At 68.5% G+C, this 17942-nt stretch carries 11 protein-coding genes; 10 read left to right on the top strand and 1 reads right to left on the bottom strand.

Annotated elements, in window-relative coordinates; translation table 11 throughout:
- Window positions 1–126 precede the first annotated feature (126 nt).
- From aptA to AC1M14_RS03875, 10 genes are all read left to right on the top strand, one after another.
- Window positions 127–1449 carry an omega-aminotransferase AptA gene (aptA, locus tag AC1M14_RS03920; protein ID WP_168202184.1) on the top strand — a complete coding sequence of 441 codons (1323 nt, stop codon included), beginning with the start codon at window positions 127–129 and terminating at the stop codon, window positions 1447–1449.
- 61 nt (window positions 1450–1510) lie between these two features.
- Window positions 1511–3004, top strand: a complete 1494-nt coding sequence (locus AC1M14_RS03915) for a CoA-acylating methylmalonate-semialdehyde dehydrogenase (RefSeq protein ID WP_102774022.1) — start codon at window positions 1511–1513, stop codon at window positions 3002–3004.
- Between the two features lie 190 nt (window positions 3005–3194).
- Entirely contained in the window at window positions 3195–4703 is a 1509-nt protein-coding gene (locus tag AC1M14_RS03910; RefSeq protein ID WP_111825856.1) for a M81 family metallopeptidase, read from the top strand.
- Between the two features lie 84 nt (window positions 4704–4787).
- Window positions 4788–6353, top strand: coding sequence for an ABC transporter substrate-binding protein (locus AC1M14_RS03905; RefSeq protein WP_102774024.1), 1566 nt, complete (start codon window positions 4788–4790; stop codon window positions 6351–6353).
- A 27-nt stretch (window positions 6354–6380) separates the two neighbouring features.
- On the top strand, window positions 6381–7322 hold the full coding sequence (locus AC1M14_RS03900; RefSeq protein WP_111826330.1) for an ABC transporter permease: 942 nt from the start codon (window positions 6381–6383) through the stop codon (window positions 7320–7322).
- Window positions 7323–7337: 15 nt separating this feature from the next.
- Window positions 7338–8228 (top strand): ABC transporter permease, encoded by an 891-nt coding sequence (locus tag AC1M14_RS03895; protein ID WP_102774026.1) that lies wholly within the window; start codon window positions 7338–7340, stop codon window positions 8226–8228.
- Between the two features lie 5 nt (window positions 8229–8233).
- The gene (locus AC1M14_RS03890) at window positions 8234–9919 is read left to right on the top strand and encodes an ABC transporter ATP-binding protein (RefSeq protein WP_479731034.1); all 1686 of its coding nucleotides are present in this window, start codon (window positions 8234–8236) and stop codon (window positions 9917–9919) included.
- Between the two features lie 26 nt (window positions 9920–9945).
- A complete protein-coding gene (locus tag AC1M14_RS03885) occupies window positions 9946–11352 on the top strand; it encodes an amidase (RefSeq protein ID WP_479731033.1) in 1407 nt (468 codons plus the stop codon).
- Between the two features lie 30 nt (window positions 11353–11382).
- Window positions 11383–12858 carry a M81 family metallopeptidase gene (locus AC1M14_RS03880; RefSeq protein WP_479731032.1) on the top strand — a complete coding sequence of 492 codons (1476 nt, stop codon included), beginning with the start codon at window positions 11383–11385 and terminating at the stop codon, window positions 12856–12858.
- A 163-nt stretch (window positions 12859–13021) separates the two neighbouring features.
- Entirely contained in the window at window positions 13022–14977 is a 1956-nt protein-coding gene (locus AC1M14_RS03875; RefSeq protein WP_111825858.1) for a DUF945 family protein, read from the top strand.
- A gap of 79 nt (window positions 14978–15056) precedes the next feature.
- Here AC1M14_RS03875 and gcvP read toward each other — a convergent pair whose 3' ends face one another.
- Window positions 15057–17930, bottom strand: a complete 2874-nt coding sequence (gene gcvP, locus AC1M14_RS03870; RefSeq protein WP_479731031.1) for an aminomethyl-transferring glycine dehydrogenase — start codon at window positions 17928–17930, stop codon at window positions 15057–15059.
- Window positions 17931–17942: the final 12 nt, after the last annotated feature.

Genomic DNA, 17942 nt, shown 5'->3' with positions numbered 1-17942 from the left:
TACAGTTAGCGGCAATTGCGCGGATCGTATATTTGCATTCCCCGGCGTACGCACCAGAATCGTCTGCATGCCGCTGGCTGCGCGATCGCCGCGCCGGCCCGGCGTCCACCTATTTCAGGAGCCGCCATGAACGCCCCCGCCCTGCCCGACCTGTCCCATCTCTGGATGCCCTTCACCGCCAACAAACAGTTCAAGGCGCAGCCGCGCCTGCTGGCCAAGGCCAAGGGCATGTACTACACCTCGGCCGACGGGCGCCAGGTGCTGGACGGCACCGCCGGCCTGTGGTGCGTGAACGCCGGCCACGGCCGCGAGGAAATCGTCGCGGCCATCGCCAGCCAGGCGGCCACGATGGACTACGCGCCGGGCTTCCAGCTCGGCCACCCGCTGGCCTTCGAAGCCGCCACCGCCGTCGCCGGCCTGATGCCCGAGGGCCTGGACCGCGTGTTCTTCACCAACTCGGGCTCGGAATCGGTCGACACCTGCCTGAAGATCGCGCTGGCCTACCACCGCGCCCGCGGCGACGGCCAGCGCACCCGTTTGATCGGCCGCGAGCGCGGCTACCACGGCGTGGGCTTCGGCGGCATCTCGGTCGGCGGCATCTCGGCCAACCGCAAGACCTTCTCCGGCGCGCTGCTGCCGGCCGTGGACCACCTGCCCCACACCCACAACCTGGAGCAGAACGCCTACTCCCAGGGCCAGCCCGCCTGGGGCGCCCACCTGGCCGACGAGCTGGAACGCATCATCGCGCTGCACGACGCCTCCACCATCGCCGCCGTGATCGTCGAACCCATGGCAGGCTCGACCGGCGTGCTGATCCCGCCCAAGGGCTACCTGGAAAAGCTGCGCGAAATCACCGCCAAGCACGGCATCCTGCTGATTTTCGACGAGGTCATCACCGCCTACGGCCGCCTGGGCGCGGCCACCGCCTCCGAGTACTTCGGCGTGAAACCCGACCTCATCGCCATGGCCAAGGGCGTGAGCAACGCCTCGGTGCCCGCCGGCGCCGTCGCCGTCAAGCGCGAGGTGCATGACGCCATCGTCAACGGCCCGGCCGGCGGCATCGAGTTCTTCCACGGCTATACGTATTCGGCGCACCCGTTGGCCGCCGCCGCCATCCTGGCCACCCTGGACGTGTACCGCCGCGAGGACCTGTTCGCCCGCGCGCGCAAGCTGTCCGGCGCCTTCCAGGAGGCCGCGCATTCGTTGAAGGGCGCGCCCCACGTGATCGACGTGCGCAACCTGGGCCTGGTGGCCGGCGTCGAGCTGGCGCCGCGCGACGGCGCCCCGGGCGCCCGCGCCGCCGAAGTGTTCCAGCGCTGCTTCGACAGCGGCCTGATGGTGCGCTACACCGGCGACATCATCGCCGTCTCGCCCCCGCTGATCATCGACGAGGCCCAGATCGGCCAGATCTTCGAGCAGATCGGCAAGGTCCTGAAGGAAGTGGCCTAAGCCGCGCGGGGCGGACGGCCGCCCCGCTTTTCATCCGTTTCCCGCCTTGAGCTTTGCACCCATGAAGACGATTCCCCATTTCATCAACGGCCAGCGTTACGACGGCAGCAGCAGCCGCTACGCCGACGGCTTCAACCCCGCCACCGGCGAGGTCACTTCTTCCATCCCGCTGGCCTCCAACGAGGACGTGGCGCTGGCCGTGGCCGCCGCCCGCGCGGCCTTCCCGGCCTGGTCCGAAACCCCGGCGCTCAAGCGCGCCCGCATCCTGTTCAATTTCAAGGCGCTGCTCGACCAGCACCAGGACGAACTGGCCGAACTCATCACGCGCGAGCACGGCAAGGTGTTCTCCGACGCCAAGGGCGAAGTCACCCGCGGCATCGAGATCGTGGAGTTCGCCTGCGGCATTCCGCAGCTGCTCAAGGGCCAGTACACCGACCAGATCGGCGGCGGCATCGACAACTGGAGCATGCGCCAGTCGCTCGGCGTGGTGGCCGGCATCACGCCGTTCAACTTTCCCATGATGGTGCCGTGCTGGATGTTCCCGGTGGCCATCGCCTGCGGCAACACCTTCGTGCTCAAGCCTTCCGAACGCGACCCGTCGGCCTCGCTGCGCCTGGCCGAACTGCTGACCGAGGCCGGCCTGCCTCCCGGCGTGTTCAACGTGGTGCAGGGCGACAAGCAGGCGGTGGACGCGCTCATCGCGCACCCCGACGTCGAGGCCCTGTCCTTCGTCGGCTCCACGCCCATCGCCGAATACATCTACGCCGAAGGCACGCGCCGCGGCAAGCGCGTGCAGGCGCTGGGCGGGGCCAAGAACCACCTCGTGGTCATGCCCGACGCCGACCTCGACCAGGTCACCGACGCGCTGATGGGCGCGGCCTACGGCTCGGCCGGCGAACGCTGCATGGCCATCTCGGTGGCGGTGGCCGTGGGCGACGTGGCCGACGAGCTGGTCGAACGCCTGACGCCGCGCGTCAAGGCGCTGGTGGTCAAGGACGGCATGCAGGCCGACGCCGAAATGGGCCCGCTGGTGACGGCGCAGCACCGCGGCAAGGTGCTGGGCTATATCGAGGACGGCATCGCCGCCGGCGCCGACCTGGTGGTCGACGGCCGCGACCTGAAGGTGGCCGGCAACGAGAAGGGCTTTTTCCTGGGCGGCACGCTGTTCGACAACGTCAAGCCCGCCATGAACATCTACCGCGAAGAGATCTTCGGGCCGGTGCTGTGCATCGTGCGCGTGCCGGACTTCGCCACCGCGGTGGACCTGATCAACGCCCACGAGTTCGGCAACGGCGTGGCCTGCTTCACGTCCGACGGCGGCGTGGCGCGCGCCTTCGCCCGCCAGATCAAGGTCGGCATGGTCGGCATCAACGTGCCGATCCCGGTGCCCATGGCCTGGCATTCCTTCGGCGGCTGGAAGCGCTCGCTGTTCGGCGACCACCACGCCTACGGCGAGGAAGGCATCCGCTTCTATACGCGCTACAAGAGCGTGATGCAGCGCTGGCCGGACAGTATTTCCAAGGGCGCTGAATTCACGATGCCTGTAGCCAAGTGATGGTCCCCCCCGAAGCGCTTACGCGCTTCCCCCCCAGGGGGGCGTCGCTGCGGACCGGCGGAGCCGGATCCGCGCGACCCGGCTTGGGGAGGGCCTGGTGGTTTGGGGCGGTTTGCTTTTTGTGTAGGGGTTCGCAGGGAGGCGCGGGTGATTCCCGCGCCTTCCTGCGTTTGGAGACTGGGGGATTTTGATGCGTATCGGGATCGGCGGTTTTCAGCATGAGACGAATACGTTCGCGCCTTCGCGCGCGGCGTGGGAGGACTTTGCCGAGAAGGGCGGCGGCTGGCCGAAGCTGGTCAGCGGGGCGGCGATGTTCCAGGCGGTGGCGGGGGCCAACATACCGGTGGCCGGGTTCATCGAGGCGATGGGCGGGCATGTGCTGGTGCCGACGACCTGGGCGGCGGCCAGTCCGTCGGGGCCGGTCACCAAGGATGCGTTCGAGCGCATCAGCGCCATGATCCTGCAGGGGCTGTCGCAGGCGGGGCCGCTGGACGGGGTCTATCTGGACCTGCACGGCGCGATGGTCACCGAGCACCTGGACGACGGCGAAGGCGAGCTGCTCAGGCGCGTGCGCGAGCTGGTGGGACCGGACGTGCCGGTGGTGGCCAGCCTGGACCTGCACGCCAACGTGACGCGCGCCATGGTGCGCCACGCGGACGCGCTGGTGTGCTATCGCACTTATCCCCACGTCGACATGGCCGAGACCGGGCAGCGCGCCGCGCAGTTGCTGGCGCGCCGCCTGGCCGGCGAGCCGCGGCCCTGCGCGGCGCTGCGCTCGCTGCCCTACCTGATTTCGCTGTGCTGGCAATCGACCGACATCGAGCCCTCGCGCAGCCTGTACCAGCTGGTGGGCGAGATCGAGGCGCGCGGCGCGCTCAGCCTTTCGTTCGCCACCGGCTTTCCGGCGGCCGACTTTCCCGAATGCGCGCCGACGGTGTGGGCCTATGGCCAGACCCAGGCCGAGGCCGACGCCGCGGCCGACGAGATGACGCGCGCCGTGCTCAACGCGGAACGCGATTTCGGCGGGCGCCTCTACACGCCGGACGAAGCTGTGCAGGAAGCCATGCGCATCGCGCGCGAGGCCGCCAAACCGGTGGTCATCGCCGACGCGCAGGACAACCCCGGCGCCGGCGGCAGCTCGGACACCACCGGGCTGCTGCGCGCGCTGATCCGGCACGACGCGCGCGACGCCGCCATCGGCCTGATCGTCGATCCGGCCGCCGCGCTGGCCGCGCACCGCGCGGGCGTCGGGAAGAAGATCCGGATTGCATTGGGTGGACACTCGGGAATACCCGAGGACGAACCGCTGGACACCGAATTCATAGTCGAGAAAACTTCGGATGGGCGCTTCGATACGCACGGCGCGTTCTACCGCGGATTCCACATGGACCTGGGCCCCAGCGCCTGTCTGCGCATCGGCGGCGTACGCATCGTCGTCGCCTCCAACAAGGTGCAGATGGCGGACCAGGAAATGTTCCGTTTCGCGGGCGTGGAACCGCGGCGTGCGGCGATCCTGGTGGTCAAGAGCTCCGCGCACTTCCGCGCGGATTTCACTTCCATCGCGCAGACGATACTGGTGTGCGCAGCGCCCGGCTCCATGCTGATGGACGCCGCGAAACAACCGTGGACACGGTTGCGTCCGGGCATCAGAATGGCGCCTTGCGGACCGGTCTTCGCGGGCCGGCCCGCTACCGCCTGAACCTCGCACGCCGCCTCTCGCGGGGCGGATCAACGACGCAGCGGCGCGAGAGCGCCGCTCATTGACGCATCAAGGGGAAGATTCATGCTGAAGTTCGTCCGAGCCGCCGCGCTGGCCGGCGCAACCCTCATGGCGGCTCACGGCGCCTATGCCGAGACCGTGATCAAAACGGTAATGCACTCGCCGCTGCGCCTGACCGATCCGCACGCCACCACCGCGTACATCACGACGTGGCATGGCTACATGATCTACGACACCCTGCTGGCGACCGACGCCGACAACAAGATCCAGCCCCAGATGCTCGAAAAATGGGAGGTCTCGCCCGACGGCAAGACCTACACCATGACGCTGCGCGACGGCCAGAAATGGCATGACGGCAAGCCCGTGACCTCCGAGGACTGCGTGGCCTCGATCAAGCGCTGGGCCGCCGGCGACGGCATGGGCCGCACGCTGATGAAGTTCACCGACAAGATCGAGGTGGTCGACGACAAGACCTTCCGCATCGTCATGAAGGAGCCCACCGACCTGGCGCTGCGCGCCCTGTCCAAGCCCACCGGCACCGCGCCCTTCATGATGCCCAAGCGCATCGCCGACCTGGCCATCGGCCAGCCCATCACCGACATGACCGGCTCGGGTCCGTTCAAGGTCGTCGAGTTCAAGCCGGGCGTGAAGACCGTCTACGCCAAGAACACCGACTACGTGCCGCGCAAGGAACCCGCCAGCGGCCTGGCCGGCGGCAAGGTGGTCAACGTCGACAAGGTCGAATGGGACGTCATGCCCGACGCCCTGACCACCGCCAACGCGCTGCTGGGCGGTGAAATCGATTTCGTCGAGCAGTTCCCCTACGACCTGCTGCCGATGATCGAAGGCAACCCCGACCTGAAGGAAGAATCCCTCAGCCCGGTCGGCTACTTCACGATGTACCGCTTCAACTTCAAGTACCCGCCGTTCAACAACAAGAAGATCCGCCAGGCCGCCATGTACGCCATCGGCCAGGAAGACGTGATGAAGGCGCTGGTGGGCAATCCCAAGTACTGGAAGACCTGCGCTTCGCTGTGGGGCTGCGGCACGCCGCTGGAAAGCGACATCGGCAAGGACATGGTGGTGCCGTCCAACATCGAGAAGGCCAAGGCCCTGCTGAAGGAAGCGGGCTACGACAACACGCCGGTGCTGCTGATGCACGCCACCGACGTGGGCACGCTGTCGGCCCAGCCCGTGGTGATGGCCCAGGCTCTGCGCAAGGCCGGCTTCAACGTCAACCTGGCGGCGATGGACTGGCAGAGCGTGGCCACGCGCCGCGCCTCCAAGGCCGCGCCCGCCGAAGGCGGCTGGAACATCCACAACACCAACTGGTACGCCACCGACGTAATGGACCCGGTGCGCTCGGCCCCGGCCGCCGCCAACGGCGACAACGCCTGGTTCGGCTGGCCCGACTTCCCCAAGATCGAGGAACTGCGCACCAAGATGGCGCTGACCTCCGATCCGGCCGAGCAGAAGAAGATCGCCGACGAAGTGCAGCGCATCGGCATCGACGAGGGCCTGTACGTGCCGCTGGGCCAGATGTCCGTGCCCACGGTGTATTCGGCCAAGCTCTCGGGCCTGGTGCACGCGCCGGTGTTCGCGTTCTGGAACGTCAAGAAAGCCCCTTGACGGGCAGCGTTGTTGAAGGGGTATTACATGCTGGCATTCGTCTCGCGCCGGCTCCTCGCGACCATCCCCGTTCTGGTGATGGTCGCGGTGGTGGTCTTCGCGATATTGCGCTTCAGCCCGGGGGACCCGGCCATCATCATGGCCGGCGACGGCGCCACGCCTGAACGTATCGAGCAGATACGGCAGACGATGGGCCTGGACCAGCCGGTCGCAAAACAGTTCTTTCTCTGGGGCGGCAGGCTGCTGCAGGGCGACCTGGGCACCTCGCTCATGTCCGGCGTGCCGGTCACCAAGCTCATCGGCCAGCGCCTGGAGCCTTCGCTCAGCCTGGCGGTGCTGACCCTGGTCTTCACGCTGATCGTCGCCATTCCGCTGGGCATACTCGCGGCCTGGCGCCAGGGCCGGCTGCTGGACCGCGCGGTGATGGGCTTCTCGGTGCTGGGCTTTTCCGTACCGGTGTTCGTCACCGGCTACCTGCTGATCTGGCTGTTCGCCATCAAGCTGGGCTGGTTCAACGTGCAGGGCTATACGCCGCTGGCCAAGGGCTTCTGGCCGTACCTGCACCGGCTGATCCTGCCGTCGCTGGCGCTGTCCACGGTCTACGTGGCGCTGATCGCGCGCATCACGCGCACCAGCGTGATCGAAGTGATGGGCGAGGACTTCATCCGCACGGCCCGCTCCAAGGGCCTGGGCGAGACCGGCGTGCTGCTGGGACACGCGCTGCGCAACGCGGCCGTGCCCATCGCCACGGTGGTGGGCCTGGGCATCGCGCTGCTGATCAGCGGCGTGGTCGTGACCGAATCGGTGTTCAACATCCCCGGCCTGGGCCGGCTGGTGGTGGAGGCCGTGCTCGCGCGCGACTATCCGGTCATCCAGGGCCTGACGCTGTTCTTCGCGTTCGTCTACGTGTTCATCAATCTGGTTGTCGATTGCGCCTACACGGTGTTCGACCCGCGCATCAGATACTAGGTAGGGGTCCGAACCATGCAAACGCCAACCGACGTCGCCGACCTGCCCGGCGGCGGCAATCCTCAGACCACGGCCTGGCGGCAGATCCGCCAGGGCCTCAGAAGCTGGCCCGTCATGCTGGCGCTGGCGGTGCTGGCCGCCATCGTCGTCATCGCGCTGTTCGCCCCGCTGCTGGGCACGGTCGATCCCACACTCATCAATCCGGGCGCGCGCCTGAAGCAGCCCTTCACCGACTACCTGTTCGGCACCGACGCCTTCGGCCGCGACGTCTGGTCGCGCGTGGCCTACGGCGCGCGCGTCTCGCTCATCGCGGGCCTGGGCGCGGCGGTGGTCAGCGTCGCGATCGGGCTGGTCATCGGCGTGATCGCCGGCTGGTTCCGCTCGCTCGACGGGATCATCATGCGCACCATGGACGCCATCATGGCCATCCCCGGCATCCTGCTGGCGATCGCCCTGGTGTCGGTCACGGGCGCCAGCCTGGCCACCGTGCTGGTGGCCATCACCATCCCGGAAATCCCGCGCGTGGTGCGGCTGGTGCGCGGCCAGATCCTGACGGTGCGCGGCGAGCCCTACGTCGAGGCCGCGCTGGCCCTGGGCACGCCGCTGCCGCTGCTGCTGTGGCGCCACATGGTGCCCAGCACCATCGCGCCGCTGACCGTGCAGGGCACCTACGTCTTCGCCTCCGCGATGCTGACCGAGGCCATCCTCAGCTTCCTGGGCGCGGGCATCCCGCCGGAGATCGCCTCGTGGGGCAACATCATGTCCGAAGGCCGCATGTATTTCCGCATGCTGCCCGGGCTGATTCTGTTTCCCGGGCTGTTCCTGTCGCTGACCGTGCTCAGCGTGAACATCCTGGGAGACGCCTTGCGCGACGCGCTGGACCCGAAAATGGTGCGCAGGATCTGATGCCGATGACCTATACCCCCACTCCCCCCGCGGGCGACACCTCGTCCGCCGTGCTGGCCATCCGCAACCTGTCGGTGGAAGTCGCCGGCGCCGGCAACCGCGTGGTGCGCAACCTCAGCCTGGACGTGCACGCCGGCGAAACGGTGTGCGTCGTCGGCGAATCCGGCTCCGGCAAATCGGTCACGTCGCTGGCCGTCATGGGCCTGCTGCCGCCGGGCGTGCTGGCCGTCAGCGCCGGTTCGATCCGGGTCGAGGGCGAAGACGTGGTCGGCGCCACCCAGCGCCGCCTGCGCGAAATGCGCGCCACCCGCATGGCCATGGTGTTCCAGGAACCCATGACCGCGCTCAACCCGGTGCACACGGTCGGCAAGCAGGTCGACGAGGTGCTGCGCCTGCACCGCAAGAACATGTCGGCCGCCGAGCGCCGCGCCAAGGTGCTGGAGATGTTCCAGTCGGTGCACCTGCCGGACGTGGAGCGCATCTACGACTCCTATCCGCACCAGCTGTCGGGCGGCCAGCGCCAGCGCATCGTCATCGCCATGGCGCTGATCCTGGAGCCCAAGCTGCTGATCGCCGACGAGCCCACCACCGCGCTGGACGTCACCACCCAGAAGCAGATCCTGGCGCTCATCAAGGAGCTGCAGGTCAAGCACCGCACGGCCGTGCTGTTCATCACCCACGACTTCGGCGTGGTGGCCGAGATCTCCGACCGCATCGTCGTGATGAACCGCGGCGACCTGGTCGAAAGCGGCACGCGCCACGAGATCCTGGCCGAGCCCAAGCAGTCCTACACGCGGCGCCTGGTGTCGTCGGTGCCCAGCCTGGTGCCGGCGCGCCGCGAGGCCCCCTCCGGCATGCCGGTGCTGCACGTCAAGGGCCTGGGCCGCACCTACGGCGGCAAGCGCGCGCTGCTGTCGCACAAGTCCGCGCGCGACATCGTCGCCGCCGCCGACGTCAACCTGACGCTGCGCAAGGGCGAGATCCTGGGCATCGTGGGCGAATCCGGCTCGGGCAAGTCCACGGTGGCGCGCTGCATCGTGCGCCTGATCGAGCCCAGCGCCGGCCACATGATGATGGGCGGCGAAGACCTCAGCACCCTGTCGGGCGCGGCGCTGCGACCGGTGCGCCGCCGCATCCAGATCGTGTTCCAGGACCCCTACCGTTCGCTCAACCCGCGCCGCACCATCGGCGAGTCCATCATCGAGGGCCTGCTCAATTTCGGCGTGCCGCGCGAACAGGCCCTCAAGCGCGCCGGCGAGACCCTGGCCGTGGTGGGCCTGAGCCCGGACGCGATGCGGCGCTATCCGCACCAGTTCTCGGGCGGGCAGCGCCAGCGCATCTGCATCGCGCGCGCGCTGGTCATGGACCCGGAAATCCTGGTGGCCGACGAGGCCGTGTCGGCGCTGGACGTGTCGGTGCAGGCCCAGGTGCTGGAGCTGCTGGAGCAGGTGCGCCAGCGCACCGGCGTGGGCGTGCTGTTCATCACCCACGACCTGCGCGTGGCCGCGCAGATCTGCGACACCATCATGGTGATGCAGCGCGGCAAGGTGGTAGAGACCGGCACGGCCGAAACCGTGCTGACCGAACCGCGCCACGAATACACCCGCGCCCTGATCGACGCGGCGCCCGGACGAGACTGGGACTTCCGCAATTTCCGGCCGCTGTCGGCCGGCATGGCGCCCGCGCCATGACGCATTGATACGCTACAGGAACCGAAATGCCGCAACCGCATGAACTGTCCGCCGTCGAGCTTATCCAGGCCTATCGCGACAAGACCCTGTCGCCCGTCGAGGCCACGCGCTCCGTGCTCGACCACATCGGGCGCTGGGAGCCGCGCCTGAAAGCCACCTATGCGCTGGACCCCGACGCCGCGCTGGAGGCGGCGCGCGCGTCCGAAGCCCGCTGGATGAAGGGCCAGCCGCTGTCGGCCGGCGGCTACTCGCTGGACGGCGTGCCGTCCACGATCAAGGAAAACATCGCCACCCGCGGCGTGCCGGTGCCGCTGGGCACGGCGGCCACCGACCTGACGCCGGCGGCCGCCGACGCGCCGCCGGCCGCGCGCATGCGCGAGGCCGGCGCCGTGCTGCTGGGCAAGACCACCATGCCCGACTACGGCATGCTGTCCTCGGGGCTGTCCAGCTTCCACGAACTGACGCGCAACCCCTGGGACCTGTCCAAGAACCCGGGCGGCTCCAGCGCCGGCGCGGGCGCGGCGGCGGCGGCCGGCTACGGCCCGCTGCACGTCGGCACCGACATCGGCGGCTCGGTGCGGCTGCCGGCGGCGTGGTGCGGCGTCGCCACGCTCAAGCCCAGCCTGGGCCGCATTCCCATCGACCCGCCGTTCATGGGCCGCTGCGCCGGCCCCATGACCCGCACGGTCGCCGACGCCGCGCTCATGATGGGCGTGCTGTCGCAGCCCGATGCGCGCGACCACATGAGCCTGCCCTACCAGGCCTTCGACTGGCTCGACCTGGAGCGCGACCTGCGCGGCCTGCGCATCGGCCTGCTGCTGGATGCGGGCTGCGGCCTGCCGGTGGACCCCGAGATCCTCGACGCGGTGCAGGCCGCGGCGCGCGCCTTCGAGGCCGCCGGCGCCATCGTCACGCCCATGCAGCCCTGGATGACCCCCGACATGCTGGACGGCGTGGACCGCTTCTGGCGCACCCGTTCGGCGCTGGACCTGGCGGCGCTGCCCGAGGAACGCCGCGCCCGCATCCTGCCTTTCATCCGCGCCTGGGCCGAAAGCGGCGGCGGCCAGTCCGGCGAAGCCGTGTTCCGCAGCTACTACGAGACCCTCAACGTGCGCGCGCGCACCGTCGCGGCCTGCGCGCCATACGACTACGTGATCTCGCCCGTGGCGCCGGTGGTGGCCTACAACGCCGAATGGCCCTCGCCCACCAACGAGGTCGCCACCACCATGCACCACATCGGCTTCACCCTGCCCTACAACATGAGCGAACAGCCCGCGGCCTCGGTCAATTGCGGCTACACCCGCGCCGGCCTGCCCATCGGCCTGCAGATCGCCGGCCCGCGCTTCGACGACCTGGGCGTGCTGCGCATGGCGCGCGCCTGGGAACGGATGCGCCCGGCGCAGCACCCCTGGCCGCAGCCGCCCGAGGCCTGATTCTTTCCCCCCAACCCGACAGGAATCCCCATGCGCTGGCTTTTGGCAATGATCAAGCACGAGACGAACACGTTCTCGCCCGTGCCCACCCCGCTTGAACGCTTCTTCCGCGGCAATCCCGAAATGCTGGCCGGCGAGCGCGCCATCAAGGCCTACGAGAACACCGACAGCGGCCTGGGCGGCTATATCGAAGTGGCGCGCCGCGAAGGCGCCGAAATCGTGGTGCCGGTGGCGGCGGAATCCTGGCCCAGCGGCCCGGCCAGCGCGCAGACGCACGAGCAGCTGTGCCGGCTGGTGCTGGACGAAGTGGCGCGCGGCGGTTTCGACGCGATCCTGCTGGACCTGCACGGCGCCATGGTCGCGCAGGGCGTGGAGGACGCCGAGGGCGACCTGCTGCGCCGGCTGCGCGAGATCGATCCGGTCACGCCGGTGGGCGTCACGCTGGACATGCATGCCAACATCTATGACGACATCGTGCGCAACGCCACGGTCGTCAGCGGCTTCCATACCTATCCGCACGTGGACATCCGCGAGGCCGGCGTGCGCGCCGCCGCCGTGATCGCGCGCACCCTGAAAGGCGAGATCAAGCCCGTCATGGCCTGGGCCAACAAGCCCATGCTGCCGCACATCATGCGCCAGGGCACCCATGCCGCGCCCAACCAGCCGCTGCAGGCGCGCTGCAAGGAGCTGGAAGCCGCCGGCGTGCTGGCCGCCTCGGTCTTCGTCGGCTTTCCGCACGCCGACATCGCGCAGGCCGGCCTGAGCGCCGTGGTCTGTACCGACGGCAAGCTGGACGAAGCCGAACGCCACCGCGACGAGCTGCTCGAACGCGCCTGGGCTGGGCGCGCCGACTGGGTGTTCCACCCCGAGCCGCTGGCGCCCACCATCGCCCGCGCCAAGGCCATCGAACAAGGCCCGGTGGTGCTGCTGGACCATTACGACAACACCGGCTCGGGCGGCACCATGGACACCACCGCGGTGCTGGCCGAAGTGCTGCGCCAGGAGCTGGACAACGTCGTCTTCTACGCGATCTGCGATCCGCAGGCCGCGCAGCAGGCGGCCGCCGCCGGCGTCGGCGGCAACGTCACGCTGCAACTGGGCGGCAAGATGGCCATGCCCGCCATCAAGCAGCCCAGCGAACCGCTGGCGGTCACCGGCCGGGTCAAGCTGGTGTTCGACGGAGTCTATCTGAACCGCGGCCCCATGTACCGCGGCGTGCGCAACGACACCGGCCTGACCGTGGTGATCGACACCGGCCGCGTCGAGATCGTGGTGGTGTCGCGCCACCAGGAACCCTTCGACGTCAACTGCCTGCTGTCGGCCGGCATCGACCCGCTGCAAAAGCGCTACGTGGTGCTCAAGAGCCGCGTGCACTGGCGCGCGGGCTTCTCCGACATGGCCACGGCCGTCATCGAATGCACCGGCGTAGGCGTCACGACCTCGGATTACGGCGAACTCGAATTCAAGAACGTGCGCCGTCCGATCTATCCGCTGGACCCGCTGTAGCCCCCCAAGCTCGCGCTTGAAAGGCCGGCGCCCAGCGCCGGCTTTCATTTTGAAATCTTCTGTAACTGCACGCGCGCTCGGCCGCCCTGCTGCCTCGGTATACTCGCCGCGGGCCTGACAGGCCGATGAATACAACTAGATAATCAACGATATAAGCAGAACGATGAAAAAGAGCGTAGCGATCACCCTCGGCGTGGTCATAGTGGGAGCGGGAAGCTGGGTAGGCGCCACGTGGTACACCGGCAAGCGCATCGAAGAAAGCTCGCAGCGTCATCTGGCCGAGGCCAATGAAAAGCTGGCCAAGATCACGCCGCTGTTCGGCCTGCGCATCGACCAACTGAAGTACGAGCGCGGCCTGTTCTCGACCCAGGCGCGCTACGGCCTGTCCTTCGTCAAGAGCGACAAGGATTCCGACATGCCCGAAGGCATGGTCGAATTCGACACCGCCATCGAGCACGGCCCCTTCCCCAAGAGCGCCGTGGCGCAGGGCGCGATCGCGCCCAAGCTGGCCTTCGTGCGCACCGAAGTGGCCAAGACGGACAACCTCAAGGAACTGTTCGAGCTGACCAAGAACGTGACGCCGGTGGCCGGCGACGCCATCATCAGCTTCGGCGGCCAGGCCACCTCCAGCGCCCGGATCGCGCCGGTGCAGGTCGAGCACGAAGGCACCAAGGCCGAGTTCAGCGGCATGACCATCAACGGCACCTTCGACCGCAAGCTGCAGGCCGTCACCGCCCATGCGCTGATGGAAAAGCTGTCGGTCGACGGCGAGAAGTCCGACGATCCGATCAAGATGACGGTCGCCGGCCTGACCATGGACATCGACAGCCGCATGGGCAAGTTCGGCCTGTCCATCGGCGACTCCAGCCTCAAGGTCAAGCGCCTCGACATCGCCAGGCCCGACGAAGACGTCAAGGTCTCGCTCGACAACCTGGGCTACGGCGTCAAGCTGGCCGAGGACGACAAGACCCTGAGCGCCGAGGCCACCTACCAGACCGGCGACATCGTGCTCAACGACGTGGCGCTGGGCAATGGCCAGGCCGTCATCCGGCTGGCCAAGCTGGACGGCCCGGCCGTCAAGCAGCTGTCGGACACCTATAACCAGATCCTGCGCCAGGTCATGATGGGCGCCAGCGACGAGGGCCTGCAGGACGAGCAGTTCGACGTGCTGCTGGACAACGCCGGCAAGCTGCTCAGCGGCAACCCCTCCTTCAGCATCGACCCGATCAGCTGGAAGACCGCCAAGGGCGAAAGCAAGCTGACCTTCGCGCTGGACCTGGCCAACCCGAAGGACGTGAAGAACCTGACGCCGCAGGAAATCGCGGTCCAGGCCATCAAGAAGATCGACGCCACGCTGGTCATCTCCAAGCCCATGGTGCGCGACCTGATGGTGCAGTACGCCATCAAGCAGGAAGGGCTGGACGAAGTCGCCGCCGGCGGCCAGGCCGACGAGCAGATGCGCTCGGTGTCCGGCATGGCCGAAATGCTCAACGTCGGCAAGAACGACGGCGACAACATCATCGGCAAGTTCACCTTCGCCGACGGCATGGGCGACCTCAACGGCACCAAGATCCCGGCCGAGGAACTGTTCGCCGGCCTGCTGGGCGCCGCCGGCATGAATGGCATGGACGAGGAAGGCGAGCCGGAAGACCCGACGCTGGGCGGCGAGCTGGAGCCCGCCGCGACGGCCAGCCCGGCCGAGCTGATGCAGGACTTCGACCTCGACACCGTCAACGCCATGCTGACCGACATGGCGTACTCGACCCGCAAGGAAGACGGCGAAGAAGGCCCGGTGCTGATCATCGACCCGGCCCAGACGGGCGCCAGCGACCTGCGCATGCAGCTCCTGTGCAACGACTTCACCGAGCAGTGCCAGGACCTGGTCGCCACCGCGACCTTCCGCAGCAAGAAGCCGGTCTCGCTCAAGGCCATCAACGCCTGGAACCAGCAATACCGCTGGACCCGCGCCTACCTGGACGACAAGAACCAGGCCGTGCTGCAGATGGACATGAACGCCGAAGGCGGCATCGGCAAGGAGAACCTGCAGATCATGCTGAACACCTACTTCAGCATCGTGGAGGATTTCTCCGCCACCATCGAGGCGACGCCGGCGCGCTAAGCCAGCGCGTCAGGAATAAAAAATCCCCCATCGTTTTTTCGATGGGGGATTTTTTTGCCGGCGTGCGCCGGCGGGCGGGTTACGCGTAGGCCTCGACCGGCAAGCAGGCGCACACCAGATTACGGTCGCCGTAGGCGTTGTCCACGCGCGCCACCGGCGGCCAGTACTTCGCCTCGCGCAGCGACGCCACCGGATAGGCGGCCTGCTGGCGCGGGTAGTCGTGCAGCCATTCTTCGGCCAGCAGCATCTGCGCGGTGTGCGGCGCGTTCTTCAGGACGTTGTCCTCGCGGTCGCGTTCGCCGCGCTCGATCTGGGCGATTTCCTCGCGGATCGAGATCATGGCGTCGATGAAGCGGTCCAGCTCGGCGCGGCCTTCCGATTCGGTCGGCTCGACCATCAGCGTGCCGGCGACCGGGAAGCTCATGGTCGGCGCATGGAAGCCGTAGTCCATCAGGCGCTTGGCGATGTCCTCGGCGCTGATGCCGCTGGTTTCCTTGAGCGGACGCACGTCCAGGATGCACTCGTGCGCGACGCGGCCGTCGCGGCCCGCGTACAGCACCGGGTAGTGGTCGCGCAGGCGCGTGGCGATGTAGTTGGCGTTCAGGATGGCCACTTCGGTGGCGCGGCGCAGGCCGTCGGCGCCCATCAGCGCGATGTACACGTAGGGGATGGGCAGGATGCCGGCCGAGCCGAAGGGCGCGGCCGAGACCGGGCCGACCTTGTTGTCGCCCGACAGCTTGCCCTGCTCGTTGACCACGCCCGGCAGGTACGGCGCCAGGTGCGCGCGCACCGCCACCGGACCCACGCCCGGGCCGCCGCCGCCGTGCGGGATGCAGAAGGTCTTGTGCAGGTTCAGGTGCGACACGTCGGAACCGAACTTGCCCGGCTTGGCCACGCCGACCATGGCGTTCATGTTGGCGCCGTCCAGGTAGACCTGGCCGCCGGCCTGGTGCACCAGGTCGCAGATTTCGGTGACGGCTTCCTCGAACACGCCGTGGGTCGACGGATAGGTGATCATCAGCGCGGCCAGCTTGTCGCCCACCTGGGCGATCTTGGCGCGCAGGTCGGCCAGGTCCACGTTGCCGTTGGGGTCCGAGGCCACCACCACCACGTCCATGCCGGCCAGCTGGGCCGAGGCGGGGTTGGTGCCGTGCGCCGAGGCCGGGATCAGGCAGATGTTGCGCTGGTGCTGGCCGTTGGCCTGGTGGTAGCCGCGGATCGCCAGCAGGCCGGCGTATTCGCCCTGCGCGCCGGAGTTCGGCTGCAGGCTGATGTTGTCGTAGCCGGTGATTTCGCACAGCGCGGCCGACAGGCGGTCGATCAGGTCGACGTAACCCTTGCTCTGCTCGGCGGGCGCGAACGGATGGATCAGCGCGAATTCGGGCCAGGTGATGGGGATCATCTCGGCCGTGGCGTTGAGCTTCATGGTGCACGAACCCAGCGGGATCATGGTGCGGTCCAGGGCCAGGTCCTTGTCGGCCAGCTTGCGCAGATAGCGCAGCATGTCGGTCTCGGACTGCACGCTGGAGAACACCGGATGCGCCAGGATCGCGCTTTCGCGCGCCAGGCCGGCCGGAATGCCGCCGGCGGCGGCCGCGTCCAGCGCGTCGAGGTCGAGTTCGACGTCGTCGCGCTGCAGGCCGGCGGCGAAGACGTTGACCAGCGCCTGCAGGTCGGCGGCGGTCACGGTTTCATCCAGCGACACGGCCAGGCGCGCGCCGTCGACGCGGCGCAGGTTGATGCGGGCGCAGTCGGCCGCCGTCACGATGGCGGGCGTGGCCGCGCCGGTTTCGAGCAGCAGCGTGTCGAAGAAGGTGTCGTTGGCGACCTTCACGCCCAGCTTGACGAGCTCGGCGCGCAGGATGGCGGTGCTGCGCTGCACGCGCTCGGCGATGCGGCGGATGCCGGCCGGGCCGTGCCAGACGGCGTACATGCCGGCCATCACGGCCAGCAGCACCTGCGCGGTGCAGATGTTGGAAGTGGCTTTCTCGCGGCGGATGTGCTGTTCGCGCGTCTGCAGCGCCAGGCGCATCGCCGGGTTGCCCTGCGCGTCCTTGGACACGCCGACCAGGCGGCCGGCCATGTTGCGCTTGAAGGCGTCCTTGCAGGCCATGAAGCCGGCATGCGGGCCGCCGAAACCGAACGGCACGCCGAAGCGCTGGGCCGAACCGATGGCGATGTCCGCGCCCCACTCGCCCGGCGCGGCCAGCAGGGCCAGCGCCAGCAGGTCGGTGGCCACGGCCACGATCGCGCCCTGCGCGTGCGCGGCCTCGGCCAGCTTGCGGTAGTCGGCCACCGAGCCGGTGCTGTGCGGGTACTGCAGCAGCACGCCGAAGCACTCGGGCAGGCCTTCGGCCTCGTCGCCCACGGCCAGTTCGATGTCCAGGCCCTCGGCGCGCGTGCGCACGACTTCGAGGGTCTGGGGGTGCACATGGCGCGAGACGAAGAATACCTGGCTCTTGGACTTGGCGCTGCGGCGCGCCAGCGTCATGGCTTCGGCCGCGGCCGTGCCTTCGTCCAGCAACGAGGCGTTGGAGATGTCCAGCCCGGTCAGGTCGGCGACCATGGTCTGGTAGTTCAGCAGGGCTTCAAGGCGGCCCTGCGAGATTTCGGGCTGGTACGGCGTGTAGGCCGTGTACCAGGCGGGATTTTCGAGGATGTTGCGCAGCACCACGTTGGGCGTGTGGGTGCCGTAGTACCCCTGGCCGATGTAGCTGCGGTAGACCTGGTTGCGGCCGGCGATCTGCTTGAGCTCGGCCAGCACGTCGGTTTCGCTGCGCGACTGCGGCAGCGCCAGCGGGGCCTGGCTGCGGATCTTGGGCGGCACGACTTCGTCGATCAGGGCGTCCAGGCTGGGGCTGCCGATGACGGCGAGCATGGCGGCCTGGTCGGCGTCGGAAGGGCCGATGTGGCGGGGAATGAAGTCGGTATGGGTGTCTAGGGCGCGCGACATGGGGGGAGATCT

The sequence above is a fragment of the Achromobacter sp. SX5 genome, from assembly GCF_056711425.1.
This window is presented reverse-complemented; position numbering and strand designations above follow the sequence as displayed.

Bases quoted from the DNA above. Each gene is read 5' to 3' on its own strand.
- aptA (WP_168202184.1), top strand. From the start codon at position 127: ATGAACGCCCCCGCCCTGCCCGACCTGTCCCATCTCTGGATGCCCTTC.
- AC1M14_RS03915 (WP_102774022.1), top strand. From the start codon at position 1,511: ATGAAGACGATTCCCCATTTCATCAACGGCCAGCGTTACGACGGCAGC.
- AC1M14_RS03910 (WP_111825856.1), top strand. From the start codon at position 3,195: ATGCGTATCGGGATCGGCGGTTTTCAGCATGAGACGAATACGTTCGCG.
- AC1M14_RS03905 (WP_102774024.1), top strand. From the start codon at position 4,788: ATGCTGAAGTTCGTCCGAGCCGCCGCGCTGGCCGGCGCAACCCTCATG.
- AC1M14_RS03900 (WP_111826330.1), top strand. From the start codon at position 6,381: ATGCTGGCATTCGTCTCGCGCCGGCTCCTCGCGACCATCCCCGTTCTG.
- AC1M14_RS03895 (WP_102774026.1), top strand. From the start codon at position 7,338: ATGCAAACGCCAACCGACGTCGCCGACCTGCCCGGCGGCGGCAATCCT.
- AC1M14_RS03890 (WP_479731034.1), top strand. From the start codon at position 8,234: ATGACCTATACCCCCACTCCCCCCGCGGGCGACACCTCGTCCGCCGTG.
- AC1M14_RS03885 (WP_479731033.1), top strand. From the start codon at position 9,946: ATGCCGCAACCGCATGAACTGTCCGCCGTCGAGCTTATCCAGGCCTAT.
- AC1M14_RS03880 (WP_479731032.1), top strand. From the start codon at position 11,383: ATGCGCTGGCTTTTGGCAATGATCAAGCACGAGACGAACACGTTCTCG.
- AC1M14_RS03875 (WP_111825858.1), top strand. From the start codon at position 13,022: ATGAAAAAGAGCGTAGCGATCACCCTCGGCGTGGTCATAGTGGGAGCG.
- gcvP (WP_479731031.1), bottom strand. From the start codon at position 17,930: ATGTCGCGCGCCCTAGACACCCATACCGACTTCATTCCCCGCCACATC.